General features: G+C 45.9%; 9 protein-coding genes. 5 read left to right on the top strand and 4 right to left on the bottom strand.

Features of this window, described 5'->3' with window-relative positions:
- Positions 1-102 precede the first annotated feature (102 nt).
- Complete coding sequence (locus tag NYE25_RS16420) at positions 103-1,134, top strand: LacI family DNA-binding transcriptional regulator (protein WP_076285269.1); 1,032 nt, start codon at positions 103-105, stop codon at positions 1,132-1,134.
- 125 nt (positions 1,135-1,259) lie between these two features.
- Here the strand turns inward: NYE25_RS16420 and NYE25_RS16425 are convergent, their stop codons facing one another.
- The 4 genes from NYE25_RS16425 to NYE25_RS16440 all read right to left on the bottom strand — a co-directional run bounded on the left by NYE25_RS16425 (position 1,260) and on the right by NYE25_RS16440 (position 6,416).
- The gene (locus NYE25_RS16425) at positions 1,260-4,199 is read right to left on the bottom strand and encodes a carbohydrate binding domain-containing protein (RefSeq protein ID WP_341146395.1); all 2,940 of its coding nucleotides are present in this window, start codon (positions 4,197-4,199) and stop codon (positions 1,260-1,262) included.
- Between the two features lie 263 nt (positions 4,200-4,462).
- Positions 4,463-5,128, bottom strand: coding sequence for an alpha/beta hydrolase (locus NYE25_RS16430; protein ID WP_341146396.1), 666 nt, complete (start codon positions 5,126-5,128; stop codon positions 4,463-4,465).
- Between the two features lie 151 nt (positions 5,129-5,279).
- Entirely contained in the window at positions 5,280-5,861 is a 582-nt protein-coding gene (locus tag NYE25_RS16435) for a hypothetical protein (protein WP_076285271.1), read from the bottom strand.
- Between the two features lie 18 nt (positions 5,862-5,879).
- Positions 5,880-6,416, bottom strand: coding sequence for a hypothetical protein (locus NYE25_RS16440; protein ID WP_042191654.1), 537 nt, complete (start codon positions 6,414-6,416; stop codon positions 5,880-5,882).
- Positions 6,417-6,893: 477 nt separating this feature from the next.
- On the opposite strand from NYE25_RS16440, the gene NYE25_RS16445 reads away from it, so the two are divergent.
- The 4 genes from NYE25_RS16445 to NYE25_RS16460 all read left to right on the top strand — a co-directional run bounded on the left by NYE25_RS16445 (position 6,894) and on the right by NYE25_RS16460 (position 14,172).
- Positions 6,894-8,594 (top strand): DUF6385 domain-containing protein, encoded by a 1,701-nt coding sequence (locus tag NYE25_RS16445; RefSeq protein WP_341146397.1) that lies wholly within the window; start codon positions 6,894-6,896, stop codon positions 8,592-8,594.
- A 153-nt stretch (positions 8,595-8,747) separates the two neighbouring features.
- Positions 8,748-10,790: a glycosyltransferase gene (locus tag NYE25_RS16450; protein ID WP_341146398.1), complete on the top strand. Its 2,043-nt coding sequence runs from the start codon at positions 8,748-8,750 to the stop codon at positions 10,788-10,790.
- A complete protein-coding gene (locus NYE25_RS16455; RefSeq protein ID WP_341051765.1) occupies positions 10,787-12,208 on the top strand; it encodes a tetratricopeptide repeat-containing glycosyltransferase family 2 protein in 1,422 nt (473 codons plus the stop codon). The genes NYE25_RS16450 and NYE25_RS16455 overlap by 4 nt, the downstream gene beginning before the upstream one ends.
- A gap of 14 nt (positions 12,209-12,222) precedes the next feature.
- Positions 12,223-14,172, top strand: a complete 1,950-nt coding sequence (locus tag NYE25_RS16460) for a glycosyltransferase (RefSeq protein WP_341146399.1) — start codon at positions 12,223-12,225, stop codon at positions 14,170-14,172.
- Positions 14,173-14,196 lie beyond the last annotated feature (24 nt).

The raw sequence follows: 14,196 nt of genomic DNA on the forward strand, positions 1-14,196 counted from the left end.
TACTTTTATCGTTCTATCTATCTGTTCATACATCATTAGAGAGACTGCTAAATTTGTGTTATTATGGTTACAAATACCGTTTTTAAGTTATGAGGGACGACGATGAAAGTAACGATTTCTGATATTGCTAAAGCAGCCAATGTGGCTAAATCTACTGTATCTAAAGTACTAAATGATTCCCCAAAAATATCACAGGAAACGAAACAAAAGGTTCGAGAGATTATGAAGCAAATGAACTACACGCCAAGCAGTATCGCTACTGGGTTAGCTAGACAAAGCAGCTGCAATATTGGCTTACTGGTCGATATGTCTAAAGAAAGTGAGTTTCTGAACCAATTCTTCTACAACATTATTGGTGGAATCGAGAGCGTAATTGCACCTTTAAAATACGAGCTGACCATTTCCAATGTGCAACATAGCAGTCCAGAAGGCCATTTTCTAAATAGGCTTGTGTTTAGCAAACGTGTCGACGGTATTATTGCCAACAACTCCGTGCTGACTGAAGAGCTATCTGAAGAACTGAATCAACTGGAGTTTCCTTACATCTCCATTGGAGAGATTATGACCCCCGGAAGTTGGGTTGATTTCGATAATGAAGCAGGCGGCAACATGCTGACCGAGCATCTCATCGAACAAGGTTATTCAAAGATAGCCTTCATAGGCGGGCAGCAGCAGGAAAAAATTTATACACATCGCCTAGGTGGATACTTAAGCGCATTACAGCAGGCTGACCTTACCGTTCCTCAGCAATGGATCATTAACTGCAAGGCTGATGAACATGATAGCTATCATGCTGCACTTGAGCTTTTGCAGCGTGAAGAACGGCCAGACTCTGTGGTGTGTATGAACAGTTATGTAGCCTTTGGGGTGCTTCAAGCCGCAAAAGCACTCGGAATTGATGTTCCATCTGAACTCGGCATCGCCGCTTTCGATGAATATCCGCTGTCCCGATATACAACACCTCCTTTAACTTCGCTTAATATCGATACGTTTAAGCTGGGTGTATCTTCAGGGCAGCTGCTGATGGAGCGCATTCGTGGCAATGATGCGCCCCACAAGCATTTGCTACTAGAGCCAGAACTAATTCCTCGTGAATCCACGATGAGAGCTAAATTCTCTGGAGCAACTTCATAATTGGACTACTTTTCTATTGTATCTTCTACAATGAAAAAGCTTCGTACTACTTACCAAGGAGCGGCCCCACACGGGGGGCCGCTCCTTGTCATGTGAAAGGTATTATGATCCACTCTTATAGTAACTTATAGATCTTTCCAACGCTGCACGGTCAGGTTCACTGTTTGTGCGCCACCTGCTGGAGTAAGCGTTCGATTGGAAATGTCCGATCCGTTCGAGTTTACCTCCACATTAGTCCAAGCGCCCCGCGTAACTTTATATTGCACCGCTGTTCCTGCTGGTAAGCTCAGTGTGATGGAATACACTCCATCACTACCTTTAGTTAGTTGATAGGCTGGATCCGCTGCATTCCAGCTGTTGAAGGTTCCGGTAAGATACACAGGTCCGCTCGCCGGAGTAGACGCTGGAACATTTACACGAAACGTCACGCTGTCTGCTTGAGGTTCCCCTGCACTGATACTTCCGTTCACCAGGCTCCAGGTTCCAGCATCAAAATGGTAATTACTGCTGCCGTTGTTATCCCATGTCCCACTGCCATTATTAAAGGCTGCGGTCAGTCCGGATGCAGTGCCCAGCTGAATTGTAATCGACTTATATCCTGGGAAAGAAGAAGCTTGAAGCTGTTCACCAGGAGCCGTCGTCCAGACTATCGCCCCATCCAGCTTGTAATGAATGTAAGAGCTGCTGTAAGCCGTATTCTTATAATAGATCGTTGCAGTGTTGCCAGTCGGTGTAGTCGTTGGTGTTGGAGTTGGCGTTGGGGTTACTGTCGGCGTTGGTGTCGGTGTTACCGTTGGTGTTGATGTTGGTGTTGGTGTCGGTGTTGGTGTCGGTGTTGGTGTCACTGGCCCACCCGATGTAATACTTCCTGTTGGCGTATAAGTCCAGGTTCCAGTACCGAATAGATAGTTGCTCCCCCCGTTACTGTCCCATGTGCCACTGCCGTTGTTAAAGCATGCTTCAAGCTGGCTGGCGGAGCCGATATTAATTGTTATTTTGTTGTATCCGGCTACATCAGATACAGGTATAGCCACACCCGGAGATGTCGTCCATGTACCTCCTACTGGGCGATAATGAATATAAGGCGAGGTATAACCTTGCTTATAGTAAATCGTGACACTGTTCCCTGCTGGTGTTGTAATAGACGCAATCGCACTAAGAAGAGATAGATTGCCTGCGGCATCAAATGCTTTTACCGTGTAGTTATAGGTAGTGCTAGCGGATAAACCATTGTCCGTATAGGAAGTAGTCGCCGTTGTGCCTACCTTGACACCATTACGATAAACTTCATATCCAGTTACGCCTACGTTGTCGGTAGAAGCCGTCCAGCTGATCAAAGCGCTAGATGCATTCTGAACAGTTGCCGTTACATTAGTCGGAGTAGTTGGAGGAACTGTTTCTGATGGTTGTTGTTGTTTCGCATAGATTTTGGCTGAATTCGCACCTACAGTTACAGTAATTTGCTTTCCAGTTACTCCGCCTGATTGTACAGTCACTGTATCTGCAGTATTCAGCTGATTATACAAAACTGTTCCTGCGGTCAAACTACTCTCGGCACGTAGCGGGATGGTTACCGTTTGCGAACCATTAGATTGATTACTAAATACAGAGATAGCTTCTTGACCTTGATTAGTTCCAGTGTCGATACGACGTGAGAAGGCATATAAGTTCTGTGCAGCCCACATTTCACGTTGAGTACCTGTACGTAGTGCTGGGTTATTTTTACGAATTTCATTAAGTTTGGCTACGTGCTTGTAGGTGCTGGCATTTTCATTAAAATAGTTCTCAATCACGTTTCCGCTTGCATCCCGTTTCACCATAGACCAACGGTTCCAAGTATCCGCAATACCGCCTGTCATGATCTGACTGTTGCCATTGCCTTTGTTCTGCTCTGTTCCTTGGAAGACAACCGGTGTTCCACGAACTGTAAAAATAAAGGTTAAAGCGTTCTGCAGCTTATCTACGCTTCCCCCGGCTTCCGTTAGAAAACGGTTGCGGTCATGATTGTCGATAAAGGTAACCATGTGATTGGCATTCCCGTTGTAGTAGGAATCCTGTGCCAAGGTGCTTTTGATATTGGACTCAAAAGACTGCCCATAAGCAAAGCTGTTAAGTACGGAGAAGAACATTGGGAAATCGAGCATGCCCCATTCCTTATTGTTTCCGACCCAACGTGAGACAAATTCAGCATTTCCGTCGAAATTCTCGCCAAATGTATTAACACCCAGATAATTTTGTAGCTCACCAATATCTGTTGGCTTCATCAGCTTGGCAGCATCCACACGCGCACCGTCAGCGCCTGTATAATCAAACCAGCCTTTAATGGAATCGAATATCGCCTGCTTAGCCGCAGGAACATCGAAATCAATGTCATCTAGCCCGCCCAAATCATGATTCTCTAAGTAATCCTGCGCCCACTGATCATATCTTCCATCCGCTAGAGACCAGTTAATATCTCCATTATGGTGGTACCATGCTGGATTATTGAACGGAGCCACTGGCTGCAATGATGGGATATCATAATAGGCTTGGGAACCTAGCATATAATCACCGACGTGGTTTGGCACAACGTCAATCACTACTTTGATGCCAAGCGCATGTGCGGAATCCACAAGCTCTTTCAGCTTCTCCTTCGTTCCGAAGTATGGATTGGCAGCGTTAGGGTTCTTAACGTTGTATCCGTGATAGGCTGTATTTTTACCGGTACCGTTGTTTTCCCGGTTAGTCATTTGTGGCTCAGCCACTGGGGAAATCCAAATCGCGGTATAGCCCATATTTTTAATATATGATAGCTTATCGATAATCCCCTGCCAGTCTCCGCCTTTCATATAACGGAAATCTTCCTCAGAGTTTTCTCCATAGCGAATTGCCGCACCAGTAGCATTGTTGGAAGTATCTCCATCATTAAATCGGTCAACCATAATCTGATAAATAGTGTCGTTCTCATTAATCGTGCCGATGCTTGCCGCTTCAGCTTTTTGCGGTGTTAAGACAAACAAATTAATCACGGTAGAAAGAAGAATAGATGTAATTAGAACGGGTACATACCATAACCTACGTTTCATTGCGTGCATCTCCCTCTCTTATTAAAGCGTATTCATAACACTCTAAAGCCTACTTCCTTGATTAAAAAACAAGCCCGCCCAGTGATGTCTCTAATGTTTTTAACGTCTTTAACACAAAAAACAAATAATTTTAGGGAAACCGGTTTCCCAACTAAAAATTACCATGATTGTGAATGCGTTGTCAAGATATAAAATTTAAAATTTCCAAGAAAAAGAGCCTCCTTATTGGGGGCTCTTTGGGGTTCATTATTCACCTTATATGCTTAGCTTCCTACACTCTGAATAAAATGCAGTACTTCATTCATAATCCGGTCCTTATCTTCACAATGACAAACCATATGACCACTGTTATCCACCATTATCACCTGTTTTTGGGCTGTAGGAATCGTATGCTGCAGGAAGTCAGCGCTTCGAATCTTAACCAGATGATCTCGCTTACCCTGCACGATCAAGGTTGGAGTCTCAATATGCGGATAGATTGAAAAACTCTCCCGGACCAATCGTTGAAACTCTCTCGTCGCCCTTGGGGGCGTTGAAGTGAATTTATTAATATACGTTTTTAGCATGGAAAAGCTCCCAAGAGTCTTAAGAATCTCCACAGGATTCAGCGGAAATACGGGAGTGGACAATAAAGTAAGGGATTTGATCCAGGGTTTATACCGTACAGAAAGATGTGAAGCAATAAGAGCACCGGTAGAAAAGCCGATCAGATGAACACCTTCATCCGTCTTTAACAGCTCTGTCAATTCATCTTCAGCACTCTGTTGCCAATCATGTCGATCCGAATGCAATAAATCATTCCTGCTCCCCCCATGCCCTTTCAGGGTAAACGTTCTGGAACGGTAATTATGCTGCTCCATAAACTGGGACAAGGGAGAGATCTCATGCTCACCTCCGGTAAAGCCATGAATAAATAAACAACTTTCCATAATTGTCCCTCTTTTCACATTCCAATCTGACATGCAACTTTATTGTATAATGCCAATCCCCTTTATTTTCTATACATTCCACCCTTTTATGTAAAACCTCAACCCAAGTGATGTCAAGGTTCAGCTCTGTGAATGGTTCGCAGCAAGAACGCTATTGTTCCCACCAAAGAAGACCCAACGCTGAGGTAATCGTTAAACCTACGGCGGAGCTGGATGAGGTTACGTTAGCACAAATAGCAGTCCCAGGCGGGACAATGATGCTGCCCGTAAAGTTCTGTGTGAAAGCCCCCGGTGCCAATTGATAATTGAAAAGCGTCGTTCCCCCGCTAATGGCTGCTGTGGAAGACTGAACGGTCATCGCACTCGTCGCTGAGCTGCCCAAATTATTATTCGTTGGCGTTAAGGTTGCTGGTGAAGTTACCGTCCCTCCTTTTACAATTGTAAAGCTACCCGACATTGCAGATAGTAGAGAAGAACCGCCAATACTGCCGCTTATACGTGAGATATAAACAGTTTTCCCACTGCCTGAAGCATTACTAATCCGAATAGAAGCGATTGCGGAGATTAGACTAAGTACGACCAAACTAGACGCAGATGTGTTAGTTGAATACAAGACTGCGGCTTGCGAAGCGCTTATTTCAGGCGGCGCGCTAATATCTGGCGCTTGGAAGGTGTTTACCATATCCACATAAAGTGGTTGATCGTTGTCGTTAAATACAAATTGATTAGGCATATTTATCCCCTCCTGTTTCTAATATTCCCACCAGCTGATAGACGTTGTCGCCGCTGATGACCCCGATGCAATCGTTACGGAGGTAGTGATGGAATTTCCGGGAGGAACAACAATTTGTCCTGTAAAATCAACAATGACCGGACCGACCGCCAGCAATAGAGATACTAGAGTAGCCGGACCTCCAGTAGGCGCAGCCGTCGAGGTTCTTGCTGTCATAACACTGGTTAACGCACTGCCAAAATTATAATTAATCGGTGTGACGGTAGTTCCGGTGACCGTAGCGTTCCGAAGTAGTGATAAAGTAACCGCCGCCGTCGCTGAGCTGGCAGTAACACGGGATACATATAAGGTACGTCCGCTTCCTCCCGGATTACTAATCTGAATAACTAACGGGGCAGCCGTCGTTACCGTAGAAGTAAATGGGATTCCAAACAATAACCCCGCCTTAGCTGCTCCCCCCTCAGGAGCTGAATCTATACCAGGTGCTACATACGTGTTGACTTGTTCTGTAAAAAGTGGCTGGCTACTCTGATTGAATACTGAGTCGTTCGGCATGAATTATCCTCCCCGTACTTAAGCTTATTCTATTTTATGCCGCTCTCAGTAACAGGTTGTGGGAATGTGCGTATATTGCTTATCTGCCCAATCACACCCTATTTCCCACCATATATTAATATCACACCATTCGAATGGCTAAGGATTGTCCCTATCGGTTTGCGGCTTATTGGACTACGGTTATTTAGGCTTAGGGCTCAAACGACGGTTTGGGCCTTTTTATGGGTTGAGTTCCAGAAAGCCCTTAGGAAATGAATGAAATCCTTAACGGCCTGGAGCTTAAAAAGCACAGCAATATAAAACAAAAAAAGCGGAGCTAAAACGATGATCTCTTACACATTAAGAATCAGGGAGATCACCCTGTTAGTCTCCGCCTCCACGCTACATTCAAAGGGTATTGGCAAGCAAGAATGTGTATACGTCCAAGCCCAGTCTTAAGGTATAACTTGATCATTTATAAGGAAGGGACGAGGAACTTTGCCTAACTATAGCTCTTTTCAAGCGAATCCTGATAATCTACGAACGCTTATATTCGGCCGGGATGCTTCGCTAATTGATCATCCTCTCACTACAGATCCAAGCGGAAATCTAACGACGATTATACTAGATGGAACGATTTCCAGCGTGCTTGGTGCTACGATCACAGCGGGTACTTTGTCCTCCGCAGGAACAGTTACCAACATCCTTAACGGGACTATTACTAGCGTGCTCGGCGCTACGATTACTGCGGGTACTTTGTCCTCCGCAGGTACTATTACTAACATCCTTGAGGGCACCATCACTAACGTGCTCGGAGCTACCATTACTGCGGGTACATTGTCCTCCGCAGGTACTATTACTAACATCCTTGACGGGACTATTACTAGCGTGCTTGGTGCTACGATTACTGCCGGTACTTTGTCCTCCGCAGGTACTATTACTAATATCCTTGACGGCACCATTTCCAGCGTACTTGGTGCTACAATTACTGCGGGTACTTTGTCCTCCGCCGGAACAGTTACCAACATCCTTAACGGGACTATTACTAGCGTACTCGGTGCTACAATTACTGCGGGTACTTTGTCCTCCGCAGGAACAGTTACCAACATCCTTAACGGCACCATTACTAGCGTGCTCGGCGCTACGATTACTGCCGGTACCTTGTCTTCCGCAGGTACCATAACCAACATCCTGGATGGCACCATTACCAGCGTGCTCGGAGCTACCATTACTGCGGGTACTTTGTCCTCCGCAGGTACTATTACTAATATCCTTGACGGCACCATTACCAGCGTGCTCGGAGCTACCATTACCGCCGGTACAATCACTAGTGTGCTTGGGGCAACCATAACAGCAGGTACGTTATCATCCGCCGGAACAGTTACCAACATCCTTAACGGCACCATTACTAGCGTGCTCGGCGCTACCATCACAGCTGGTACTTTGTCCTCCGCAGGTACTATTACTAACATCCTTGAGGGCACCATCACTAACGTGCTCGGAGCTACCATCACAGCTGGTACTCTATCTTCCGCAGGTACAGTCACCAACATCTTAAACGGTACCATTACCAGCGTACTCGGAGCTACCATCACAGCTGGTACTCTATCTTCCGCAGGTACAATCACGAACATCCTTAACGGCACCATCACTAGTGTGCTCGGAGCTACGATTACTGCCGGTACTTTGTCTTCTGCAGGTACAGTCACCAACATCCTTAACGGCACCATCACCAGCATACTCGGAGCTACAATTACTGCCGGTACTTTGTCTTCCGCAGGTACAGTCACCAACATCCTTAACGGGACTATCACCAGCGTACTCGGAGCTACGATCACAGCTGGTACACTAAGTAGTGTCACTTCTATTTCACAACGCAGCTTTATAGAACAAACCACTACAGGTATTGCGACTGCTAACACCTATACACCTCTACCAGCCGTTACTACGAGCGTACTGGGAACGTATTCCTTCTTCATTAACAATACTGGGGCAAATCCGGTCAACACACGTGTGGAAATCAGTGCTGATGGAACGAACTATTTCGTCGATACCACGGGGGATAATCCTTTAGCAGCAGGCTCTATCGATGTCATAGTGCCAGCCAGATTCCTGAAATATACCCGCCTATCCTATCAATCAGCCAATTCAGGCTCTGCATCCACGATCAATGTAAGTTTCAATGCTCAGGGCACGTAATCCAGATGACCATCATATGTTGTAACAAGAAAGAGTACATGGATATCCATGTGCTTTTTCTTTAACTATAAGGACGCCGAAGGCGTTTATGCTTGTGTCAGCAGCTATACATATGTGCAACAAACACATAATGCTTTTCAAGGAGGAACAACCGTGAATAATATTACGCTTGGCGTCCACCTCATCGTAAAAGATGAAGCTGATCTCCTGCCTCACTGTCTCGCAAGCGTAGCTGGTGCTGACGAAATTGTGATGATCGATACGGGCTCTACCGACGAATCCATAGCTATTGCCGAAGCGCACGGAGCTAGAGTCTTCCAACGGGAATGGACAGACGATTTCGCGGCAGCTCGTAATGAAGGGCTCGTTCATGCCTCAACAAATTGGATTCTTATCCTTGATGCCGATGAGTGCTTACAGACCCCACTTACAGAACTCCGCAGACTTCTGCAGAACACACAAGCTCAGGCTTTTACAGTAAACATTGATAATTGGGTTGGCGTACGACCTGAAGATAAGGTAAAACACAGTGCAGTCCGCTTATTCCGAAATGGACAGGGTTATCAATATAGTGGAAGAATTCATGAGGGAATTGACACTTCAATCCTTAGCAAACATAACCTCTCGGCGATTGAGCACAGTCAACTTGAGATTATACACTTTGGATATTTACCTGAAATCATGACACGAAAAGATAAAATCAATCGAAATAGACACCTGCTGCACCTCGCTTTAACCGAATATCCGGAGGATCCTTTCCACTCCTATAACTTGGCAGTAAATTGCTGTCAGGACGGTCGTCTTTTGGAAGCTGAGACGTTGCTTCGTCAAGGCCTTCACCATGTAGCACTCGAAGCTTCCTATCGTCCTACGATGATTAGGGATCTCTGTAAAATTTATCATGCTCAAGGAAAAATGAATGCGATTGACCCCTTGCTGATGATTGAGCTGGAGCGTTATGGCGACTACCCTGATTTGCATTTTTTGTTAGGCCAATCTTTGGAGAGCCAAGGACTTTTGGAACGTGCGCTATTAGCTTATCAACATGCAGAGTCCATTCCTGAACATGAGGTACTTAGCGGAAAATATGTATGTGAACAAGGAATGAGTACCTTTCGCCCCCTATACCGGATGGGTTTAATCTCACAGCGGCTTGGTCTTCTTGAGGATGCTGCGAGATTATTTCATCGTGCACTTCAACACCATTCTTTATATACGCCCGCCTTGCAGGGGATTGCTGCTGCTTTTCAACGCTTAGCTGTACCCGATGAGGAAATCGCCACTTTACTGATCCAACTCGTTCCCCCAACTACCTCAATCAGTAGATCCGCGATCATTGAAAGTTTATATGAGATAAATGCTTATGAGACCATAGCTACCTTATCCCGAGATATTTTTCCATTGGAATTGGATACTGCATATAGAATCATCTCATCACTCATCATCACCGGCAAGCTAGAAGACGCGGGTACAGCTATAGGGCAGATGACCTCACTAGCTTCCCAAGATCACCTTGGTTTAGAGCATCAAAAGCAGTGGTATACTCTTTGGGCCATTTGCCAATGGGAACGATATGGAGAATTTAAAAAGGACTTGCTCAACCATATATCAGGTGAACTTCGTTCTGGACTGGAATACATTGAGCGATCCCAACGCCAACAAGTGGCATGTCCGGTAGAAATAGAGGTAGATCACATATATTCCTCATTCCTTTCCGACCTCATCGGGCAATCCGTAAAGCTGCATCAGCTCACACTTAGTCATACTTTAGTGGACCTGTTCCCTGCTTATCGATCTGAATTTGCCACAGCATTATATAAAGAAGGGAATTGGCAGGCCGCAGGAGAGGAATTTATTGTACTTGTTCGTGATAAGATCGCCGATGCAAGCGTGCTTTTTTATATTGGTGAGATGATCTTTGACAAAGGGCATTATTCCGAAGCCAGTGAATGGTTTCAGCAAGCGCTGGAACAAGAGCCTGAGCATGAATCCGCAAGGATCGGCTTATCCCTCTGTTATCTTCAGCAAGCGAAGCTGAGTATGGAAGACGCTATACAAAGTTTAAATGATGCCCATGCTCATGGCCCATTGCAGGAGGATATCGGAGCTATCCGTAAATCCATTACCTTGCTGAATCGTACACCTTGGCACACTCAGTGGAGCTTCCGTCAGAGCGAAGGGAGGTCATCCCTATGAACCGTTCAAGAAGAAAGCCACTAATTTCCTTATGCATGATCGTTAAGAACGAAGGAGATAGCTTGAGCCAATGTTTAAAAAGCGTACGCGGAGTCGTCGATGAGATCATTGTAGTCGATACTGGATCCACCGACGCTACGGTTCAAATTGCCCTAAGCTTCGGGGCCAAAATCATACAACACCCTTGGAGCGGCGACTTTGCTGCTGCCCGCAACGCAGGTCTCCAGCAGGCCCATGGACAATGGATTCTTGTTCTAGATGGAGATGAGGAATTAAGTGAGGAGAGCAAGGGAGAATTACTGCTATGTGCCGAGCATATGGAGTACGAGGCATTTTTCCTACGCATTCATAATCATAAAGGGCTAACCCCCGCTTCACAGACGATCACCGTCAATCCGATTATTCGGATGTTTCGTAATCGCCCTAAGTACCGGTTTAGCGGTATTATTCACGAACAGATCGCTGAGGCTATCATAACAGCTACACCCCAGGCACCGATGCATTTGACCACTGTAGTCATCCATCATTATGGTTACGCAGAAGGGATAGTCGTCAAGAAAGATAAAATCAAACGAAATGTCGAGCTGCTGAAAGAGCAGCTAAGGTTAAATCCTAAAGATCCCTTCCACCATTTTAATATGGCTGTTGAGTATATGCGTCTGGGGGAGTATCAACCTGCTCTAAAACATATCCAACAATCACTAGAAGAGGCACCGCCTGATACAAGTTACATCCACCTGCTGCACAAATATGAAATTCGTTCGCTTGCAGAATTAAAAGATTACCCTGGGGCGCTTGCAGCTTGTGACCGTGGGATTAGCTCACATCCGGATTACCCAGACTTAGCTCATATCAAAGGGGCTCTACTCTTACAATTAGGTGCCTTTGCAGAAGCCAAAGTATCGTTGCTACAAGCGCTGGTCATCGGAGCTGCTCCTCCCGGCTACCATACTGAGGCTGGATTCGGTTCATATTTAACCTATTATATGCTGGGTCAATTATGTGAAGAGATGGGTGATGAGACCGAAGCCATTGCTTGTTACACCAAAACCGCACAGCTTCATCCCGAACCGACTCCCGTCATTGCCCGGCTACTACGAGCCCTGAAATGTGCAGGTCGTGAGAGTGAGATTTACGGTTGGTTCCACGCTCATCTGCCAGACTACACAGTGACTAAGAGCAGGATTCTCCTAGAATTATTACAGAGTGAGGGATGTAATGAAGCAGCCGCACAGCTGATAAATGCCACAGAGCAGCCCATTTCTATAGAAGTGGCATTTAATCAAGCATCTGAGCAGGGGCGTTCACAGATTGTGTTAGCGGATCGTCTGCTTGCTTCATTATCCTCTTCTGCTACCTATTCACCAGCGGTCAAAAGAGTACGCCTAGCTCTTCCGCTTCCCAAAGTTTCAGAATAGGAGGGACGTTTCCTATGACCACACCCGATATCACACTTTGTATGATCATTAAGAATGAGGCGAACCACCTGGAGAAATGCCTGTCCTCTGTGCAAGGAATCGTATCAGAAATCATCATTGTGGATACCGGGTCTGAGGATAATAGCATAGACATAGCAACTAAGTTCGGTGCAAAGATCATCGATATGACTTGGGAGAATGATTTCTCGAAAGCACGAAACCTAAGTCTGAAGCATGCAACTTCCCCTTGGATTCTAGTACTTGATGCCGATGAGGCTGTAGATCATTGGAGGAGGGAGCAGCTCCAGCACCTGCTGGACGCAGCGCATATTCACGGATATTGGCTACCCATTATCCACTATATCGGTGACGCCCCTGAAGCGGATTTTGTTACCGATCATGTCTGCCGCCTGTTCAGAAACGATAAAAGAATCATCTTTCGTGGAATCATTCATGAGGAGACGGCCAGCAGCATTTGGGAGCTTCCTGCGGGGGAGATTGCTTACGCTGAATTGCGTATTTATCACTACGGTTATTTAGAGGATGAACTACAGCACAAAAATAAATACCAGCGCAATTTAGCTCTCATCAATAGTGGTCTGCAGCTTCAACCGAACCATCTAATCCTTCGTTATGCACTAGGGGTAGAGCATTATCAACAGGAACAATATCATGCAGCGGCAGATGTACTTCTTCCATTACTCGCTGATGTTCCAACCCAATCCGGGTATGCCTCCGATATTTATCTAAAGACTGCCTATGCCTTACAACGATGTAACAGGCAGCAGGAATCTGAGGAAGTTTTTCATGCGGGGAGCTTATTGTTTCCTGATTTCACTGATTTATTAGAGGGCTATGCTGCTTTGTTGCTCGAACAAGGACAGCTTAGACAAGCTAGACACTTCTTGCAGCAAGCACTGAAGAGCGGGTATACAGCACATCCATATCCATCTTCTTCGGGAAGTGGAACGTATCGAACAGAACTACTAGCGGGCAGAGTATGCGAGAAGTTATTTCTATATCCAAACGCGCGGAAACACTACGAGGCTGCTATACAATTCAAACCAGATTATACGGATGCGTGGAAACAGCTTGTCCCACTAAGCCTGCTATCTGGAGAGAGGTTAAGTCTGATCGCATTGACCCGCTACCATATCCACGCTCTCTCACCAATTACCTTAGGCTATCTTGTGCCCGCGGCGCTCAATGCTCGTGACTTTGAATGGCTGTTCACTCTCTCTTTTGCTTCGCAGCTACCGCTAGCCGTTCAAATCATTGTGCAGGCTTTCCTTGCTTGTATTCAGCAGCAAGAGGGGGAACACACCCTCGCACCGCTTGAGCAGCTGCTTCATAATCCATCTGTTCTTTCCGAACGTTCATCTATACTCGGTTATCTCTGGGCTTTGTCTTGCCGTGCTGGAGATACTGAATCAGCCATGAAGTGGCTTATCTCCAGCACGGCATACAGACCGGGGATGCTAACAATTCATCATATCTTAACAAGTCGTTCTGACATTAAGCCTGCTCTTCCTGATCTGAGCTATGCTATACAATTGCTGCTTCAGGTCGGTGCTTGGGATAGTGTATTATCGCTTTATCGACAATCAGAGGGCTCTTTATTCCAGTGGTGCAAGCTGCCACAGCCCTTATACTATGGATTGCTTGAGGCTCCTATCCCCGTAAAGAAACAGTGGTGTTCCATCTATCTCAGTCAAACCCCTCATTATAATGCTTCGACGGACTGCGCCGAATGGCTTTTATATGTGGCAATAGCTTGCTCCTGTGGGGAAACTCCAAAGATCGCTCAATCAGATGAAATGGCTTTGCGCAGAATCGGGGGAACTACCGCTGAAGTCGGTCTCTCATACTACAAGCTCATACTCGCGGCAAAAGCTTATCCCCATGGGATTTCCTCAGGTCAAATCCCATGGGGGCTGCTCGTCAGATCTGCCAGTCAGACCTAACCGACTGGCAGATTCGGATTTCAG

This window comes from Paenibacillus sp. FSL E2-8871 (assembly GCF_038000345.1).
Lineage (GTDB): Bacteria > Bacillota > Bacilli > Paenibacillales > Paenibacillaceae > Paenibacillus_AQ.